General features: G+C 32.6%; 18 protein-coding genes. 3 read left to right on the forward strand and 15 right to left on the reverse strand.

What is annotated here, in order from left to right; genetic code table 11:
* Positions 1-9: 9 nt before the first annotated feature.
* The gene (locus PL77_RS12530) at positions 10-570 is read left to right on the forward strand and encodes an exonuclease domain-containing protein (RefSeq protein ID WP_044205595.1); all 561 of its coding nucleotides are present in this window, start codon (positions 10-12) and stop codon (positions 568-570) included.
* Between the two features lie 163 nt (positions 571-733).
* Here PL77_RS12530 and PL77_RS31760 read toward each other — a convergent pair whose 3' ends face one another.
* The 15 genes from PL77_RS31760 to PL77_RS30520 all read right to left on the reverse strand — a co-directional run bounded on the left by PL77_RS31760 (position 734) and on the right by PL77_RS30520 (position 15,773).
* Positions 734-898 carry a hypothetical protein gene (locus tag PL77_RS31760; RefSeq protein ID WP_156152346.1) on the reverse strand — a complete coding sequence of 55 codons (165 nt, stop codon included), beginning with the start codon at positions 896-898 and terminating at the stop codon, positions 734-736.
* Positions 899-1,248: 350 nt separating this feature from the next.
* Positions 1,249-1,923, reverse strand: coding sequence for a hypothetical protein (locus PL77_RS12535; RefSeq protein ID WP_044205597.1), 675 nt, complete (start codon positions 1,921-1,923; stop codon positions 1,249-1,251).
* A 236-nt stretch (positions 1,924-2,159) separates the two neighbouring features.
* Entirely contained in the window at positions 2,160-5,522 is a 3,363-nt protein-coding gene (locus PL77_RS12540) for a two-component regulator propeller domain-containing protein (RefSeq protein ID WP_082026517.1), read from the reverse strand.
* A 372-nt stretch (positions 5,523-5,894) separates the two neighbouring features.
* Complete coding sequence (locus PL77_RS12545; RefSeq protein ID WP_044205603.1) at positions 5,895-6,854, reverse strand: ADP-ribosylglycohydrolase family protein; 960 nt, start codon at positions 6,852-6,854, stop codon at positions 5,895-5,897.
* 115 nt (positions 6,855-6,969) lie between these two features.
* Entirely contained in the window at positions 6,970-7,533 is a 564-nt protein-coding gene (locus PL77_RS12550) for a hypothetical protein (protein WP_044205606.1), read from the reverse strand.
* 847 nt (positions 7,534-8,380) lie between these two features.
* Positions 8,381-9,190 carry a hypothetical protein gene (locus PL77_RS12555; RefSeq protein ID WP_044205608.1) on the reverse strand — a complete coding sequence of 270 codons (810 nt, stop codon included), beginning with the start codon at positions 9,188-9,190 and terminating at the stop codon, positions 8,381-8,383.
* A gap of 107 nt (positions 9,191-9,297) precedes the next feature.
* Positions 9,298-9,837 (reverse strand): DUF4240 domain-containing protein, encoded by a 540-nt coding sequence (locus tag PL77_RS12560; RefSeq protein ID WP_044205610.1) that lies wholly within the window; start codon positions 9,835-9,837, stop codon positions 9,298-9,300.
* A gap of 105 nt (positions 9,838-9,942) precedes the next feature.
* Entirely contained in the window at positions 9,943-10,344 is a 402-nt protein-coding gene (locus PL77_RS12565) for a hypothetical protein (protein ID WP_044205612.1), read from the reverse strand.
* A gap of 51 nt (positions 10,345-10,395) precedes the next feature.
* The gene (locus tag PL77_RS12570) at positions 10,396-11,178 is read right to left on the reverse strand and encodes a DUF2262 domain-containing protein (RefSeq protein ID WP_044205615.1); all 783 of its coding nucleotides are present in this window, start codon (positions 11,176-11,178) and stop codon (positions 10,396-10,398) included.
* A gap of 95 nt (positions 11,179-11,273) precedes the next feature.
* Positions 11,274-11,999 (reverse strand): phytanoyl-CoA dioxygenase family protein, encoded by a 726-nt coding sequence (locus PL77_RS12575; RefSeq protein ID WP_044205617.1) that lies wholly within the window; start codon positions 11,997-11,999, stop codon positions 11,274-11,276.
* Positions 12,000-12,012: 13 nt separating this feature from the next.
* A complete protein-coding gene (locus PL77_RS12580) occupies positions 12,013-12,528 on the reverse strand; it encodes a hypothetical protein (RefSeq protein ID WP_044205620.1) in 516 nt (171 codons plus the stop codon).
* A gap of 125 nt (positions 12,529-12,653) precedes the next feature.
* Positions 12,654-13,250, reverse strand: a complete 597-nt coding sequence (locus tag PL77_RS12585) for a hypothetical protein (protein WP_156152347.1) — start codon at positions 13,248-13,250, stop codon at positions 12,654-12,656.
* 22 nt (positions 13,251-13,272) lie between these two features.
* Positions 13,273-13,782, reverse strand: a complete 510-nt coding sequence (locus tag PL77_RS12590; protein ID WP_044205625.1) for a hypothetical protein — start codon at positions 13,780-13,782, stop codon at positions 13,273-13,275.
* A 277-nt stretch (positions 13,783-14,059) separates the two neighbouring features.
* Positions 14,060-14,485 (reverse strand): hypothetical protein, encoded by a 426-nt coding sequence (locus PL77_RS12595; protein WP_044205627.1) that lies wholly within the window; start codon positions 14,483-14,485, stop codon positions 14,060-14,062.
* A 286-nt stretch (positions 14,486-14,771) separates the two neighbouring features.
* Positions 14,772-15,773, reverse strand: a complete 1,002-nt coding sequence (locus PL77_RS30520) for a hypothetical protein (protein ID WP_156152348.1) — start codon at positions 15,771-15,773, stop codon at positions 14,772-14,774.
* Positions 15,774-16,109: 336 nt separating this feature from the next.
* On the opposite strand from PL77_RS30520, the gene PL77_RS12605 reads away from it, so the two are divergent.
* Together PL77_RS12605 and PL77_RS12610 are read left to right on the forward strand one after the other, a co-directional pair.
* A complete protein-coding gene (locus PL77_RS12605) occupies positions 16,110-16,922 on the forward strand; it encodes a helix-turn-helix domain-containing protein (RefSeq protein WP_044205630.1) in 813 nt (270 codons plus the stop codon).
* A gap of 96 nt (positions 16,923-17,018) precedes the next feature.
* A complete protein-coding gene (locus tag PL77_RS12610; RefSeq protein WP_253273985.1) occupies positions 17,019-17,468 on the forward strand; it encodes a VOC family protein in 450 nt (149 codons plus the stop codon).
* The last annotated feature ends 568 nt before the right edge of the window (positions 17,469-18,036 follow it).

The raw sequence follows: 18,036 nt of genomic DNA on the forward strand, positions 1-18,036 counted from the left end.
AAAGAAAAGATGGATAACAAAATACTAATTATAGATATAGAAACAACAGGTTTCCTCAATCAAGGTGGGCATATTGCAGAGATTGGAATGGTGGAGCTGGATTTGAGAAACGGAGACAAACAAATCGTTTTTGATAAAGTGTGTCATGAGAAAGGTATGACACTGGAAAGCGTTGAAAATAGCTGGATTGTGAGTAATGGCTATATGACTGTTGATGAAATTCGATACAGTAAAAACCTGGAACACTTAAGAGAAGAAGTACAATCAATCATTAGTACCTATACTTTGGGAGCAACGGCATTTAACCGTTCTTTCGACTTTGATTTCTTAGAGAGTAGAAACTTTTCTTTTCCCAAAAAATTAGATTGCCCTATGCAGTTATCTACTGATATCTGTAAGGTTTCATGGAACAAATATTACAAAAAATGGAAGTGGCCCAAAGTAGAAGAAGCCTATGATTTTTTCTTTCCTGATAATGATTATACCGAAATCCACCGCGGAGCCGACGATGCTTTTCATGAGGCCGATATTGTGATGGAGCTGTATAGGAGAGGGGTTTTGAAAGTATAAATACCTTGATACTGGAAGTTTGGAAGTGGGCGAAATTATAGTATCTCGTAGTGTATTATGATTTTATACTTTCCGAAGTTTAGTTTCTAGAATTGAACTCAATATTGAGGTCATTGTTCCCCTCATAACCTAACCTTGAATTATGAGGGGACTTATGTTCTTTTTATTCAAATACGTTTTTTAATTTTTTAGCCTCTCTTTCCATTGATTTTTGATAATCCTGTTCTAACTCTTCTTCGGTCATAAGATCTTTCATGATACCCCCAATCTGAGCCTGATAAGATTTTTGTAGAACAATCCTTTCCGGTTCAATCAAGTCAAGATACATTTTCAACTCTTATATCATTTTGAGCATATGACCACTGAGAGACTAAAAAAAGAGGAAAAGGTAAAGAATAAAACTTCATTTTTATTTGTTTACTTCTGTTTTGTGAAAGATCTGTTTGCCACAAATGAAGTTACATCCTTTTTGGTTTTTTGAAAAAGGTGAGCAAGTAATCTGCTCATTTTTATATCGCAAGTGTTAAGCCGGTAGGCGTCACTTGTGATGATACATTGGCGAAGTCTCCCGACTTCGAAATGAATGAGAATGTGATATATATATATATTCGAAGTAGGGAGACAATAAATAGTTCCAAGTGACGCTAACGCTTAACACTTGAAACATGGTAAGTAACTTTACTTTAATATTCCTTGGTCTTTTAACTTTTCTATTAAACCATCGCATTGGTTTCTCGTCAATCCATAGACGTGAAAAAACGAGTCAGGCCCATCTAATGTTCTACCTTTGACGGCAATTAGTTCGTCATTTTTCCACCATGTAGAATATTCGTCAGAGCACTCTGGTATTGTTTGAAATTTATCATTCATTATTTTCATCAAACCTTCTATATTCTTGATGGTAAAATAGTAGGGATTTGAAGGCCAATTATAAATTTCATTTTTTAAAGCATATTCTTCAAGCATTTTTTCGAATGAATTATGCAGAATATTTGGTAAACCATTATTATCTAATGTACAGATTTCACCTCTTTCGGTAATAAAAAAGGTGAATTGAGCCGTCATATGTTCGCCGCAAATTTCTATAAACTTATCCCCAATTTTTTCTAAATCTAGAGACTCATTATTTATGATTTGATCTCTAGAAAATAGAGATACAGAAAACGAGCTTAATGGTTGATCTTGAATCGTTAGTTTATATCCTGAATAAAGCGTTTGATATTTTAGAAACTCTTCAAAATGACGGATATTCTGTTTTTCCAAATATACTTTTGTTTGATCCTCATTTGAGGTCCACTCTAAGTTTCTATCTAAAGATTGAAGATACTTCGTCGCTCGTGTTGATAGGCCCATATTTTTATTTTATTAAATTACACTACATTAAATCGTTTCACAATAGTCCAGAAATCCTAACAGGTACACCAAAGTCACTCGCCTATTTCAATAATTTTGCTTGTTGTTTTTAGTCTGCTGTAAGTGATGAATGAAGATAATTAAATACTTTTGAAAATGATGAAAGTGATTCAGGTAAAAAAAATGGATACCCTGTAGTGAAAAGGATATCCATTTTTTATGACGAAATGAATTGCTTAGAATTCAATACCTAAAATGGTAATGTCATCTCTTTGTTCAGTTTGACCTTGATACTCTTTCATGCTATCGATTAGAGCATTATGCTGATAAGTCAATGACTGTCCTACGGTTTGTTCAAGAAGAGCAGTTAATTGGATAGAACCAAATTTCTTTCTCTCGTTGTTACATTGATCAATGTAGCCGTCTGTCATCAAGAAGACTCTATCGCCTTTTTCGATGGATCTTGTATGAACATCAAAGCTCTTTTCTACTTTCTTTTTACGGATACCTCCAATCGCAATGCGGTTACCATTGATTTTCTCTAGCTGACCTTTTTCTCTATTAAAATAGAAAATAAAGCTTTTTGCTCCTGAGAAATGCAATTTGCTCTTTCCATCAACGAATGGATCAATACGCATTACAGATAAATCCATACCGTCTTTGTTGTTTGATTTTTCTTGTTTTAAGGCCGACTTAATACCTAAATCCAACTCTTTTAAAATCAAATCCGGTTCGTGAATATTGTTTTCGTTGACAATTTTTGAAAGCAAATTGGTACCGATCATCGACATTAATGCCCCTGGTACGCCGTGTCCTGTACAATCCACACAAGCTACAAATAATGTGTCTCCTGCTTTTTTACTGATCCAATAGAAATCGCCTGATACGATATCTTTGGGTTGGTAAATTGCGAAGAAGTCACTGAAATTAGAATAAATAAGGTCTTTTTCCGGTAAGATGGCTTGTTGCATTGTTTCCGCATAACGAATACTATCCGTTACCTTTTTATTCTTTCTGGTGATATCTAAGTTGGCTGCCTGAACCTGTTCTATCAGTTTCGAAACCTCTTCATTTTTATCGTAAAGTGCTTGATTTCTTTCAGAGATAATCAAGTTTGTTTCAGACAAGTGATCTCTTTGAATTTCCAGTTCCTCTGCTTGTTGCTGTAACTCTTCTGCCTGTTGTTGAATTTCGTCTGCTTGTGTTTTAATCTCAAGCGTTCTTTCTTCTACTTTCTGTTCTAACTCTACTTGCTGTGCTTGAAGTTGTTTTACTCTCACTCTATACCCCAATGCCACCAATGCAATTAAACCAAGTAAAATAAGAAGTTGAACAATTGGACGCTCATACCAGAAAGGCAGTTTGATAATGGTCACTTTTGCAGAGTTTGTGCTCCACACTTGATCATTGTTACAAGAGATCACTTCGAACTGATATTCACCAGGAGGAATATTGGTATAAAATGCTTTTCTAGACGAACGGTTATCAATCCACTCCTCATCATAACCTGTCAACTTGTATTTGAAGGCTACTATATCAGGAGCGATAAAACTTAAACCTGTAAATTTAATTTCAAGACGTTCATTTCCTGCAGGAATAGTCACCTCATTTGATTTCTTGAAATCTTGTTCTTCATTATTAATGTAGACCTCATTGATCAATACATTTGGAGGGAAGGGGTTCACGTATAAGTTTTCTGGGTTTACCACCACAATACCTCCTAACGTTGGAAACCAGATTTCGCCATTTTCTCTTTTTAATGAAACACCATTGGCAGTGGCATCATTTGACGCTAAACCATCATTGTGGTTGTATAATTTAATTGCTGTATTTTCTTTTTCTCCAGAACGAATAGCCAATAAATCACGCTTTGAAACGGTATAAATACCATTATTACAGGTCACCCAAAACGTTTGGTTTTTGTCTTCTACTAAATCAAAAACTGTAGTGGTATTACCAATTACTTTGTTGCCAAATTCAAAAACGCTACCGTCTTTATAGCAGTAAATACCATTGTTTGTTCCGTACCAAATCGTTCCTTCTTTATCCTCGTAAACTTTAAATACAATCTGATTTTTCAAATTATTCTTTTGCATAAAGTTTTCAAACTTCCCTTCTTTATAGGTTGTTATCCCTTCACGAGTACATATCCACAATTGGTGTTGACTGTCTTCGTACATCGACAAAATAAAATTGTCAATCAGACCATCTTTCATAAAGAATTTTTCAATGGAACCATCTGGGTGAATCACATTTAAGCCATTGGCTGTACCAACCCAAATATTATTTTGATGGTCTTCCAACACTTGACGAGCATAATCATTCGATAAACCACTTGCCGTAGTAAGCACTCTGGTAGTATGCCCTTCATCAGTACTTTTGATTAATCCCTTTTTAGAACAAACCCACATCACACCTTTACTATCTACAAATGCATCTTTTACTACTGGAGTAATCAAGTGCTTGGTGATACGGTGCGTGAAGAAGTCTCCATCTTTATAAATACTAATTCCCTCATCAGTACCCACAATGAACTCGCCTTCATGATGTCCTTTTCTGATAGAATAGATCACATCATCAATTACTCCTTGTTCCTCTTGGTAAGTGATAAACTTTCCGCGATTTAATAGGTAAATACCCGAATGATAAGTGGATACCCAAATACTTCCCTCATGATCTTCCGTTATATCAAGCACAATATGCTTATCGATCTTATCATTTTTGACGATATGACTCATGTTGCCATCAAAAAACTTAGATAGCCCCGATTCTGTACCAATCCATAAGGCTCCAAACTGATCTTCGTAAAGTGCTGTAACATGTTTGTTTGGTAGTTGGTCTTGAAGCGAGAAAGGCTGTACTTTTTCATTTCTATCTATAAAAAACAATCCTTCTTTTGTACCCACCCAAAGCTGACCTGTAGGAGATTTAAAAACCGTATTGATCTGATTTGAGGTGAATTTTGAATTGCTCTTATTGAAGTGGATTAATTTATTATCCGCTATTCCATACAAGCCTTTTGTATTCGTACCCACCCAAAGTACATTATCCTTGCTTGAATAAATGGTTGAAATATGCGTATTCTGTAATTCTGGAGTTATACCTTCAGTGATAAATTTATTTTCGTGAGGAGCATAAAAGGCTAATCCATTAGATGTTCCTACCCAAATTTTACCCTCTTGATCTTTACTGATCGCTCCAATGATGTTACTTGGCAGCCCATCTTGTGTTTGGAAAGAACTCCAATTTCCATCGGTTTCCTTGCTCAAACCTCCTTGAGTACCGACCCATAAAGTATCTTTATCTTCAAGCATGGCTTGAAAAACTCTACCCTGTATCTCTTTGGTATTGGAAGGTGTGAAAAATGTCTTCTGCACCCCATCGAATTGTATTAGCCCATTGTACGTTCCAATCCAGATGTATTTATCATTAGTCTGTTGAACAAATAAAGCACCGTTGTTCGGAAACCCATCTTTGTCCGTATACACTTTCATGGTGTATTGAGAAAGTGACAATTGGGATGTATTCCTTAGTTGTGCTTTTAAAGAAGTGGATAAAACGAATAAAAGTAGAAAAATACTTACGATCCTATTTTTCATAAGGTAGCTAACAGAAGGTCAAAAAATGAAAGTTTAAAAGTATTTTCATCTATACAATAATGATGTCGATTTTCGTAATTCTTATTTTTATTGTACAGAATTAACATGTGTTTGGTATTTCTTATTATAAGGTTAACATCACCTGAATTGACATGTATTGTAAGTTGTTATCTGTCAATGTTTTATTTTTTTCATCTCCGATTTGCCTTATAATAATACTTTATGAATAAGTATTCATTATTTGATTCCAATGGCACAAATATTAAGTAAAAGCGTTATTTGTGTTCTACAGATCAGCAGAAACCTCCTGATTTATATATAAGTCGCTGAAAACTGAGTTTACAATGTGAAAGATTTGTATGATGGTTGTTTTTAGGAATTGAATTTACAGTCCAATTTATCGCCAAGGTCATAGATATCTTCCATCCTTGCCAAAGAAGCGATCCAATAATTAGGGATGGTTTCGCTTCCATAAAGTAGTCCTGCTAATCCACCTGTAATAGCAGCAGTGGTATCAGTATCGTGTCCAAAGTTGACCGCCTTTAAAACCGCTCTTTCAAATGAATCGGTTTTTAGGATACACCAAAAACTTGATTCTAAAGATTCAATCACGTATCCACCTGTCATTATGGTTTCTTCCGCTACATTATTGATATCATTTTGAATAATTCGACTAAAATGTACTCTCTCAGCTTCTTGAAAGTCGACTTGTTTCCAAAAGCTTTGCACCTCTTGCCTTGTCTCTTGATAGGCTTCTTGTTTTTCTAAACCTTCAACAATTTTTTCTGCAAATTTTAAGTAGATAAAGCAGCTCATAGCAGCTCGAATATGTCTATGAGTAAGTGCCGAATTATCCCAAATAAGCTCAAATTTCTCATGATCATTTTTGCCTTTTAATACCAAAATCAAAGGTAAAATCCTCATCAATGAACCATTACCATTGTCTTTTTCTTCAGCATTAAATTTTTGTTCGAAAAGTGCTTGATCGTTTCCTTTTCCCAGTATTTTTTCAAGTCGTGAAATAGCAATGGAGGTCGTCATTCCAATATCAAAAACATTGTTTCTGGCAGTCCAATACGATTCATTTTTCCATTTTATAAATTTTAGAGCCAGAGATTTTAGGTCATAACCTTCTACTAAAGTTTCCGCTAAGCAAAATGTCAATGAACTATCATCCGACCAAGTTCCAGGAGGCTGTTGATGTGTTTGGTACCCGATCATATCTTTGGCAGGGCTTTTTTTCATTTTATCTCTCGTTGAGAATTCATACGGCACACCCAATGCATCTCCAACTGCCACCCCTAATAGTAGATTTAGACCTATTGTTTTCATATTTATTTTATCTTAAATAATGTAATTTTTGCCATGAGTGATATAATTATGAGAATAATCAGAAATAGTTTGTTCTTAACATTGACTTATAACTATCCAATAGTTTCATAATCAATTATGATTGAATTTTTGAAATTATAGGTTTGCTAATATTGATACGTTTAATTTTTCCATTTTCGATCACTTGATATGTAAAGATTAATACTTTTAACTCTGTTGTATTAGGAATTATATTATAATCTTCGTCAACCTGCCATGATTTAGAAGAATCAGTAAGAACTATCTTTAAATCGTTCTTAACGACTGTACTTACTAGTGTTTGACCTTCTTCTCCAAACCATACATTCCCTAAAAGGTTAAGTGAGTCAATTTTATTTCCCTTATTATCTAGTGTTGTTAAGAGTGGAACTAATCCATTATCACCGATTGAATATTCGATTAAGCCAACTATACTATCATTTTTAAAAGCAATACCATAAGGAGCATAAGCCCAAGAATGTTTGTATTTTTCAAATAGGGCAGTGTCATAGTTTTTGGAAGCATCCATTTTTGAGTTAAGGTTAAAAGTCAGAGGTAGCTCTAGTTGATCAAGGCTTTCTAGATAATCAGAAAATCCCTTTTTTTCCTTAGTACAGGATACTATTGATATTGAAAAAAGTAAAATGACAAGATTTTTCATTCGATTAATGGTTAATTTTTATAGTCTGCACTCAATACATTGTAAACTAAATTATCATCAACTTTTGATTGACCTTTCTACATGTAATTATAGGATCTACTTTCAAACTTTCTTCTTCTTCATTTTTGTCTTAAAACAAAAACGAAGCAAAAAATTCAAGGCTTTGAAGTCAAAAGCTAAATTCCATTTCTCTCGCCTAAATGATTTTAAACTCGCTAAAGCTCAAACAAGAAAATCATTTTTAACGGCTCATTCCATGAAATTCTTCACGCTTTTCCCTTCAAGGCCGAGGAAAGTACTGCCAAACGAATTGGGTAGAATGCCACTGGCGCGAATGTTAAGCGTTAGCGGCATTCGTGTCCTTCAGATCATCAGAAATCTCCTGATTTCTAAATACTATTATTAACGATAATTTAGTTTACAATATACTCAATACATTGTAAATTAAATTATCGTCAACTTTTGATTGACCTTTCTACATGTAATTATAGGATCAACTTTCAAACTTCCTTCTTCTTCATTTTTGTCTTAAAACAAAAACGAAGCAAAAAATTCAAGGCTTTGAAGTCAAAAGCTAAATTCCATTTCTCTCGCCTAAATGATTTTAAACTCGCTAAAGCTCAAACAAGAAAATCATTTTTAACGGCTCATTCCATGAAATTCTTCACGCTTTTCCCTTCAAGGCCGAGGAAAGTACTGCCAAACGAATTGGGTAGAATGCCACTGGCGCGAATGTTAAGCGTTAGCGGCATTCGTGTCCTACAGATCAACAGAAATCTCCTGATTTCTAAAAATCATAAATATTCGAAAACTTAGTTTACAGTGTACTCAATGATTGTTTTACGGCTTAGTAATCCCCATTAGCATCAAAAAAATCATCACTAGAAAAATCTGATGATGAGTCAAAATTATTGAAATCAGTAGTGTAACTAGCATCAAAAATACTAGAAAAGGAATCAATGAGGTCAATGTTCATAAACAAAGGCGTTGACAATACTTCAAACAGTGTATCGAGTTCTAGGTCAGGCTCTATATCGACTACATTTTTTACTTCGAATCTCATATTAACATCAACTTTTTTTACTAATTCATTATTGAAGTTCTCAAGTAAGAAAATATTTGATCCAAGTTCCTTTATTATTTTGGATAGTTTTGTGTTGCACAAATCTTCAGATGCTAAAACCTCATTATGTTGGTATAACGTATTTTTGATCGTATTTCTTAAACTTCTGCCTTTTGAATTTAAAAAAAAGAGGTTAAAGTCTTTAACACATATAGCGTGATTAAAAATACCATATGATTTGAATTCTTTAATTAATTGCAACGCTTTATAACCTTGCCCATTACTACATAAGGGTAGTGCTTCTTTAATCAATTTTCTGAGCTGAATTCTTCTATTCTTTGATGTAAAGGATTGAATAAAAATATCTTGATGAGGCTTTTCAATATATTGATCAAAATTCTTTCCTCTTGTGATATAAATGAACAAACTTTCTCTTCTTCTTCTTGGATGAGGATATTTCCATTCCTGTTCTAACTCAAGGATTTCTTTGTAAAGCAGATCTAATAAAGCATACTTCATCAGATCAGTATTTTTTGATTTTATTGGTTTTAAAATCATATATGTTTGAGCAGGCGTAAGTTTTCGAAAATCCATAGAATATTGAATTACTTTAATGAATGCTACTTGTTTTACTTCAGTATAAGTTATATCTACCTATCAGTTTTTGCGATATAGAAAGTTACTTCAATCATGTTTACCTTTTAGTTTAACTTTACCCATAATTTAGGAAGCATAGAAGGTAACTCATCCATAGTCCAATCTTTCCCTTTCGTTGGGGGTGCACCAAAATCGTAATCCAATCCTAAATCAATCGCAGTATCTCTTGGGAAAGTTTCATCTTCTTCTTTTCCTGTTTTATTAGAGTAAGCTTCTGTTGAAACATACATTAATCCTTCCCAATGATAAATTCCTTTTTCTTCTACAAATTGAACTAAATAGTCGGGGTCCTTTAATATCTTAAAAAATGCATTTTTCCCAAGACCAATTAGCCAACTTCTAAAGTATAAGTAACTATCATCTGATACAAAGCCTTCAATAATTTTCTGAGCTGCTATAATTTTAAAGTCATCAGCTTGGATGATATATCTTCTAAAATCGAATTCAAATTTTTTGATTTCTTCTAATGAAAGTTTTTCTAGTTCTTCGACTATATATCTTTCTTTTAAAATTTCGTCATTATTAGAAACTTGGATGGCATTTTCAATTAACATCCAAAATTTATCATTTGTGATAGTATCCATGTAGTTTGATTATGTTATAAAAGTTTTTTGTTAAAGTGAATTGTACTTTACAGCCACAGTGTTATCAATTGATTTTTAAGATGATAAGAATTAAGAATAGTTTACTTATTCCATTAATATTTGCTTTTCAGAAGTACTTATAATTTTACTCAATTCAATTTTCATATGATAGCCTTTTTCTACGATACTTTGCCATTTTGTGTCTTTAAGTATTTCAGCTGCATTGTAATCATCATTATTAGGAGTATCATATTTGTCTAACTGATCATGCCATTTTTCAATTATTGAAAACTCTGTTTTCGTTATCCATTTATGCTGTAATTGATGCTCATATCGATTATCAATGGCTAAATCATCAAAATAACTACACATGAACTCAACGAATGACCAATGAGGGTTTGTATTTGTTTTATCAAGCCAAGACCTCTGCTGAAGCTCGAATGAAGTTAGTTCGTTGATACACGCTAACCATCTTTCTCTCCATTGTTTTTTCTGATTTTCATTCATAAAAGCGGTAGTTTTGGTTCGTTCTTAACTGCCATTTCATTATGGTATATTTTAGCCTTGAATTTCACAATAATCAATTGTTCCGTTGATGTTCGCTCTAACATTAATTGAGTGTCCCCAAAAAGCGTCTCCATCATTGAACCAAGCTTCAAATTCACCATCCTTATTTATTGTTATATTTTCTAAGGATATTCGTGAGAGAAAATCACTTTCTGTAATTGGCAATTCATTTTCGTCAATCCAACTTTCGTTTTTTAACGGTAGAAGTTCTTCCGATATCTTAGATTTCAATTTTCGTTCCCAGTCTATAGCATTATTACATATTTGAATAGCCGTGATTTCCAATTCCTGAATCTCGTCCACCTTACAAGATAAGCACAGATCAATTTCATTTTCATTCCATCGAAATTTTTTTTCAAACCAATCAACATTTCTGTTCAAAGTGAAAGTTCCAAGTTCTGAACTATCATATGTTACAGGGTTTAATCGGTTGGAGAGAATGTCGGTTAATTCTTCGTGCTTAAGGTTAGTGTTTAGAACAGATTGGAGGTTGATTTGATGATGCAATAACTCCTGATGACCACTAATTTTTACAATTGTAAGTGGTTCAAGCCCCTTAATTGTATGATCAATGGAAGGGATTTCTTTGAGAATTATAACTTCTTCTTCCATGAGTTCTTCATCATTCTTGATATACGCAACAAATTTAAAAGTCATCATACATTTGTCTCCGAATCGAATGTTTGAAACTCCATTCTCGTCTATTAAACCAATAAAGGTATCGTTGTCCGACTTAAAAAATATTGACTTGAGTTTTGAAAAAAAATTACTCATATGTTAATTCTTGGTGTGTAAATCTGTTATAGTGTAGATCACAATGACTATGCTAAAAGTACTCTAACCAAGTATCTTACTCAGTTTATCACTATTTATTGTTTTTTTATTTCGTAATATTCTAACCAATTCAATGCTTCCGGTAATCTATGTTTATTGAATTCTAAATGTATTACCCTTCTTCTTTTCCCATTTACTGTTCTATTCGAAGCGTGTAATGTTAAAGGTTTCATCAACATTGCTCCACCTTTTTTGACCGAGCAAATATATTCATCTTCTACTTTCCAATCATTTGAATCTAGTCGAATGATTCCTTTTAGGTGGGATTTTGGTATTACTTTTAACGCTCCATTTCCTTCATCTGTATCATCTAAATGAATTCGAATAGTAATAGTATCTTGTAGAACCTTGGTTGGTGGTTGAACACCGAATTGCTCTTTCTTAAAAGTCCAGTTGGTGTAATTATCCAAATCGACTTTCTGGTCAACAGATATACTCAAATCTTGATGATATGCCACAAACCAATTCGATTCACTGGGTTTATCAAAATAAATAGCTTTTGTAAGAAAGTATTCCGAATAAGATAAAGTTGAGATCAAGTCAATTAACTTGTCATTAAATAGTAACCCACCTAGTTCCGGAATATTTTTCATCAATTGTCTAATTGCAAAAACATCTTTGGTTTTCAAAAATGAACTACCTGATGTATCAGATTTTGCAATACAATCTACTATTTGATCTACTTCACCTTGGGAGTATAAATCAGTTAAAATCGAATAACCATTGTTCTCTAGCTCTATTTTATTTTTTCTGTAATTCATTTTATAGTTATGCTTACTTTCTAGATTTCTCCTTTCTTTCTATTTTGGGTGCGATAGTTCTTTCACCCCAATCAATAATGAGATTCGCATACACTTTCACCTCAAAATCGTTTCCATTTTTAATAAGTATCCAATCATAAGGTGAATTTGATTCATAATAGTAGGAGTTAGAAAAACCTTCAGTTAAAACATCTACATTTAGTCTAACAGATAGTTTTTTCAAAAAGCGAATTCCAAAATCTTGCTTTAAAGAATTCGTCATTTTGTCAAATGATTTCCAAAGCTTAGAGTTCTTATTTATATTTCCATATATACAAACATAAAACCTGAACTCCCCTTCATCCATCTCCATTTTTTCAATTAAGAGTTCTAAGTTTTGCCCTTGCGTTGTATAGAAAAAGTTATCTGCAATTTTATAGTCATTTGTGACTCGAATATTATTAGAAGGTAATTCTAATAAGTCAGATATTACCTCTATTAAAGTTGAATTGTGAACTTCATTATTTAAGTAAAAAAATATAATATCCATTTGTGAAATTATTGCTTACGTTCCGTCTAAAAAGTATTTCAAAAAACAATGTTCAGTCTACTCAATAACTCCATGTCTTTTAAAATTTTATAGAAGGCTTGCTAATTATTGTTTCCCGTATTCAATTATCTGTTGTAAATTCCCCAATTTTCTGTTAATGTTTTTGTCTTTTTTATCCTTGTGAAGCCAAACCCTGAAGGTTCGACATCTCTTTTTGCTATATCAAAATAATAGCCACCAATATTTTTAAGAAACCCTCCAAACTCAATATAACAATATCCATTTTCATATTGACAAGGGCTGGATTTTTTAAAATTATTTTGAAGATTTAAGTATTCATCCTCTGATAAAACTTCTTTAAAAGATTTATCTTCGATTATCCATGAACCACTTACTCTTTCGGCAACTGGAATTATTGTATTGTATTTTTCAAATATTTGAATTGTCTTTCTATGGTATATATTCAGATATCCAACTGAAAGATAATCACCAATTATTAAAAACATTGAAACAATCAATAAGACGTGAACTACGGTCATTTTCATGTTTTTGTATACTCTATATTTTTTTGATATTAACCTTAATAGTAAAATGAATACAACAAATACCTCTACAAGAAGTAGCAACTCAAAAAGAAAAATCCAGTTCATAATAGTTACACGAAGGATATGGAATAATCCAATTAAGAGTACATTAAATATTATCACTTTTTTCTTAGTCATTACTAAGTTTTTTAAAGGTCTTCTAATTGATAAAACCATTCTCCTTCTGTTGATTTTTTAATTGTTCTAGCTTGTTATAAGTGAATTTATGAAGGTCATTTAACTTACTTTTTTTATAGCTTGTTTTTACTCCAATCAAGTCTCCAATAAGTGACGAAATAAAAACTAATTCAAAAATATCACTCAAACCTGTCTTATACTTCCAATCTATAAAATTCACATCATTCCAAACTAAATACTTTAATAGCACTTCTAGCCCTTTCCAATCAGATAATTTAAATATAGCAATACTTTTAGGCTGTCTAGTGAATAAAGTTCGCCTATTTTTATCCATCAATTCAATAGAATGAATAGGTTTATAATCTCTTTCTATCAAAGCTGAAAATATTATTGAATCAAGGTACAATCGTGTTGTTTTACCCTTCTTATCTTTTAATTCAATCACATTCTCCAATGCTTTCAACTTTACAAAGTTATTATACTTATCTCGTCTCCATCTCCAATGAGATTTCTTTTCCAAATGAACTTCCATAGAGCATTTCAAATCTATATAATTCCAATACAACCTTAACAGTCAAATACATCTGATATATGTGGACAAAACTGTAAAATATAACACAATGGCTAAACTACGATCAGCGGGTGCTTCACCTCGTGGATGGAGGTTAGTTATTATTACTAAAAGTTCTTTTTATAATTGTTATCCACTTAATTAGTTTTAGATTACATAACCACTTAATTTCATATTCATTATGTTACTACATTTTTAAAAGGATTGAGAAAAATGTAATATTGATTTACTGAATTTACTATTTTATCATATCTTCTACTGATAAATCTTCTACATCCCCAATTATGTAATGTATTTTAGAATTTCTAGATACATATCTTAAATCAATAGCTCTACTATATAAACTATCTTTTAATATAATTTCATAGCTATTCTTTATTTTTATTACTGAATCATTTAGGCTAATTGGAACACTACCATAAGAATTGAAAGTTATATAAAAACTATCTTCCTCATATGTTACAACTGTATAATACCCTTTATCATTATTCAGCTCCTTTATCTTAAAACTTAAAGCTTTTTCAAATGATAATACATTATATTTTCTGAAATTTTCGAACCTAAAGTAGTCTTTTATATAGATTAGACAGAAGAGAATAAAAAATACGATAAACATTTTTCTCTTAGGGCGTACTCTATCTATATGTAATATATTTTTTAACATTGAAATGTGTTTATCTACACTACTTATTTTATAATATTATCCGATAGTCCTAAAATGATTTCATTCATTATAATTAACATTTTTGATCTTTCAATTGAGAGAAAATATTAAAAATAATTTCTTTGTAATGTTGAAAGGTATACTATGTAATTTTCTCTATCAATGTTTTGTAACGTCGATGTATATTGAGTACGCCTACTCTTTCCAATAGCTCGATACTATAAAATAACAGAGATTGTTGAAAATAGCTCGAAAGCTCATTCACTATACATTTTGTTATGATCTTTTATTGGCCTTTCAAGGCAGATACCTCTTTTTGTAGTTCTTTAATTAGTTTACGTTGCTCTTGATTCTCTTTATTTTGTTCGATAAGATAAAGCGTCAATTCCTCAATCTTCTGAAGTAGTTTAGCATTCATCTCTCCGAGATTGATCCCATTCACGGTTACCTCTTCTTTACTTGGGATCTCTGGGAGGTGTCCTTTCTCTGAAATATATTGTTCTACTTCTTCAAGAGTACGAAGTTCATAGCCATTCTCAAATACAAAATCAGACCACCCACTAGCTTCAACTTTAATTTCCCTTGCTCCGATAGAGCCTTCAACTGCTAATTTATGAGAACCTGTTACTAAAGTTCCTATTCCAACACCAACATTGTCTCCAGGTAAAATAGTTATTCTTCCATTTTCATTAGCGGATGCATCTATTTTAATTTGATTTGTCGAATTATTTGTGCTAATATCAAATGTTCTTCGATAATCATCATAGTTTGAATGTAAGGCTCCATAGAATTTACTACTGTTATCGAATCCATAAATCCTCATTTGCCTTCTTTGCCCATTAGTATACACTTTCTCTCCTAAGTATAAGTCACCTCCTTTAATGTCTAATTTTGCAGAAGGTTGCTTAGTACCAAGACCAATATTACCATTGTCTGAAATATAAAATTTATCATTATTATCATCCCCAAACCATAGGTCACTCATACTGCCATCATTCCAACCATTTATTACAAATATTGGATCACTACTGGCATTAAATCTATAAATGGTTTTCCGACTTCCAGAATCATCAGCATCCCATTCAAACATTGCATTCCCACTTGTCCCAACATAAGGAAGATGAAAAAACATTCTTGGTTCATTTGCAAAACTACCACTTGTACTTATATATAACGACTTACTTAGATCGCTATCAATATTAAAATACAATAAACTATTAGCATCGATTTGGGCAAAAGACTGAATGAATGTAGCTATAAAAATACTCAATAAAATTACCTTTCTCATATATATATAATTTACTTTGATCATAACATCCAATAAACACCACAGCATTTACCCATTAATAAAAACACCTTACAGTAACACACCAAAGTTGGTAGCCAATACCAATAGTTCACTTGCTGTTTTAGTTTGCTGTAAGCGTTAAGCACGAAGTTAAATAAATTATGAACAACATAAAATAAACTATTGTTGCAGTGGAATGAAAAGGGGAAAATAAGGGTAAGTATGGAGGGAATTTGTCTTCAATTTTATAACTTCCTTTTTGTTAATAAGTTGTCTGCCTATTTTTTGAGTGAGAGTAGGGGAGTAATGAAAACTTTGTTGTAAGGTCAAAATGTGATGAAAGAGTTTGAAAGTTTAAAAAGGTATTATAGACCCATTCAGCCTACTGTAAAAGCGGAAGATACGGGGATAGTTTACCTTGAGGTACAACCGACAAGGGAAATAGAACACTTTGTTTATTGTTTCTGGCAACTTAAAACATCTCAACCTTTAAAATATGATTACCACTACCGTGTGGTCTCTGATGGCTGTATTGATATCTTTTTTGATCATAGGCAGCTTGCAGAAAGCTTTGTGATGGGTTTTTGTCGGAAGTATACTGAATTCCCTATCGGAAAGGAGTTCAATTATATTGGTATTCGATTTTTGCCCGCTGCATTTCCGTTGTTGTTTAAAATTGATGCTAAGATATTAGCTAACCAAGCCCAAGAACTAAAGAATATTTTACCTGATTTTGCAGATTGGATTCAAGCAAGTATTTCAAGTTCTTACCCTTTTGAAGTGGTCACTGAAATGTTGAATGAAAAAATCAGTATTTACCTTGAGAAGCAAGAATTTTACTATGATTCTCGCTTTTTGAATGCTCTACAATTAATTCTTAAAAAGAAAGGACACCTTGATACGGAAAAAGAGCTGAATACAGGTTTAAGCCCTCGACAGCTTCGTAGAATCTTTAACTATTATATCGGGACGACTGCTAAGTCATTTAGTAATGTGGTGCGTTTTCAGTATATCTTAAATGCCCAACCTACTTCACAAAGTCTGAAGGAAAATAAACTTTATCTTGATGTGGGCTTTTTTGACCAGGCTCATTTTATCAAAAATTTCAAAACTTTTTATGGCGTAACGCCTTCTGAAGCTTTTCGTTAATATTGTCCGATTTTTACAATACTCTGTAGTTCTGCTGACCTAGATTTGTATTCATAAGCAGTTGCACTTTTGTTTTAGTGCTTAATAGCATCCTTTATGAAAACACTATTCATCACCGTATTTGTATTATTCTATGGAATAGCAAATGCACAAACACCTGAAAAAATGAAACTTAATGCGGGAATTATCACGGAAAAGTTAGCAGAAACCAAACAGTTTTACACTGAGGTTTTAGGTTTTGGAGTCCGTTTTGAAAATGACTTCTATTTATTACTTCACACTCCTGACGAATCGTCTGAGGTCAGCTTTTTATTACCCAATCATCCTAGCCAAAAACCAATTTTCCAACCCTCTTTCCATGGAAAAGGAGTTTACTTCACCATTGAGGTGGAAGATGTAGACCAAGTTTATCAGCAAATAAAAAAAACAGGGACGCCTATAGCTATTGAACTTCGAGAAGAGGTGTGGGGAGACCGACATTTTGCCATTGTGGACCCTAATGGGGTAGGGATTGATATTGTAACGTATACTCCACCTGAAGACTAGAATATTGTAAACTAAGTTTTCGTTAATTATGTAATTCCTTTTGTGAAGGAGAAATGGTAGTGTATTGTGGTTCGCGAAGACATTGTAAAGCAACGACCCTACAGAACTGCTTTTAGAAGATGAGTATAAAACCTTAGTTGTTTGACATGTAATCAGGCAATCATTTAGTAGTAACACCCCCGGCCTTGAAGGGAAAAGCGTTAAGAATTTCATGGAGCGAGCCGTTAAAAATGATTTTGCTGTTTGAGCTTTAGCGAGTTTAAAATCATTTAGGCGAGAGGAATGGAATTTAGCTTTTGACTTCTAAGCCTAGATTTTTTGCTTCTTTTTGTGTTAAGACAAAAACGAAGAAGAAATAAGTTTGAAAGTAGACCCTATAAAATCTAGTAGAAGTATAGATTAAAAGTTAACGAAAATTTAGTTTACAGTGTATTAGCACATTGTAAACTAAGTTTACGTTGTTTATATTATTTAGAAATCAGGAGATTTCTGATGATCTGAAGGACACGAATGACGCTGACGCTTAACATTCGCACCATTGAGTTTTCTACCATTTTAGTTTGGTAGT

The organism is Flammeovirga sp. OC4 (assembly GCF_000812565.1).
GTDB lineage: Bacteria > Bacteroidota > Bacteroidia > Cytophagales > Flammeovirgaceae > Flammeovirga.

What these genes read in the sequence shown, in the direction of transcription:
- PL77_RS12530 (WP_044205595.1), top strand. Translation starts at nt 10, where the DNA reads ATGGATAACAAAATACTAATTATAGATATAGAAACAACAGGTTTCCTC.
- PL77_RS31760 (WP_156152346.1), bottom strand. Translation starts at nt 898, where the DNA reads ATGTATCTTGACTTGATTGAACCGGAAAGGATTGTTCTACAAAAATCT.
- PL77_RS12535 (WP_044205597.1), bottom strand. Translation starts at nt 1,923, where the DNA reads ATGGGCCTATCAACACGAGCGACGAAGTATCTTCAATCTTTAGATAGA.
- PL77_RS12540 (WP_082026517.1), bottom strand. Translation starts at nt 5,522, where the DNA reads ATGAAAAATAGGATCGTAAGTATTTTTCTACTTTTATTCGTTTTATCC.
- PL77_RS12545 (WP_044205603.1), bottom strand. Translation starts at nt 6,854, where the DNA reads ATGAAAACAATAGGTCTAAATCTACTATTAGGGGTGGCAGTTGGAGAT.
- PL77_RS12550 (WP_044205606.1), bottom strand. Translation starts at nt 7,533, where the DNA reads ATGAAAAATCTTGTCATTTTACTTTTTTCAATATCAATAGTATCCTGT.
- PL77_RS12555 (WP_044205608.1), bottom strand. Translation starts at nt 9,190, where the DNA reads ATGGATTTTCGAAAACTTACGCCTGCTCAAACATATATGATTTTAAAA.
- PL77_RS12560 (WP_044205610.1), bottom strand. Translation starts at nt 9,837, where the DNA reads ATGGATACTATCACAAATGATAAATTTTGGATGTTAATTGAAAATGCC.
- PL77_RS12565 (WP_044205612.1), bottom strand. Translation starts at nt 10,344, where the DNA reads ATGAATGAAAATCAGAAAAAACAATGGAGAGAAAGATGGTTAGCGTGT.
- PL77_RS12570 (WP_044205615.1), bottom strand. Translation starts at nt 11,178, where the DNA reads ATGAGTAATTTTTTTTCAAAACTCAAGTCAATATTTTTTAAGTCGGAC.
- PL77_RS12575 (WP_044205617.1), bottom strand. Translation starts at nt 11,999, where the DNA reads ATGAATTACAGAAAAAATAAAATAGAGCTAGAGAACAATGGTTATTCG.
- PL77_RS12580 (WP_044205620.1), bottom strand. Translation starts at nt 12,528, where the DNA reads ATGGATATTATATTTTTTTACTTAAATAATGAAGTTCACAATTCAACT.
- PL77_RS12585 (WP_156152347.1), bottom strand. Translation starts at nt 13,250, where the DNA reads ATGACTAAGAAAAAAGTGATAATATTTAATGTACTCTTAATTGGATTA.
- PL77_RS12590 (WP_044205625.1), bottom strand. Translation starts at nt 13,782, where the DNA reads ATGGAAGTTCATTTGGAAAAGAAATCTCATTGGAGATGGAGACGAGAT.
- PL77_RS12595 (WP_044205627.1), bottom strand. Translation starts at nt 14,485, where the DNA reads ATGTTAAAAAATATATTACATATAGATAGAGTACGCCCTAAGAGAAAA.
- PL77_RS30520 (WP_156152348.1), bottom strand. Translation starts at nt 15,773, where the DNA reads ATGAGAAAGGTAATTTTATTGAGTATTTTTATAGCTACATTCATTCAG.
- PL77_RS12605 (WP_044205630.1), top strand. Translation starts at nt 16,110, where the DNA reads ATGAAAGAGTTTGAAAGTTTAAAAAGGTATTATAGACCCATTCAGCCT.
- PL77_RS12610 (WP_253273985.1), top strand. Translation starts at nt 17,019, where the DNA reads ATGAAAACACTATTCATCACCGTATTTGTATTATTCTATGGAATAGCA.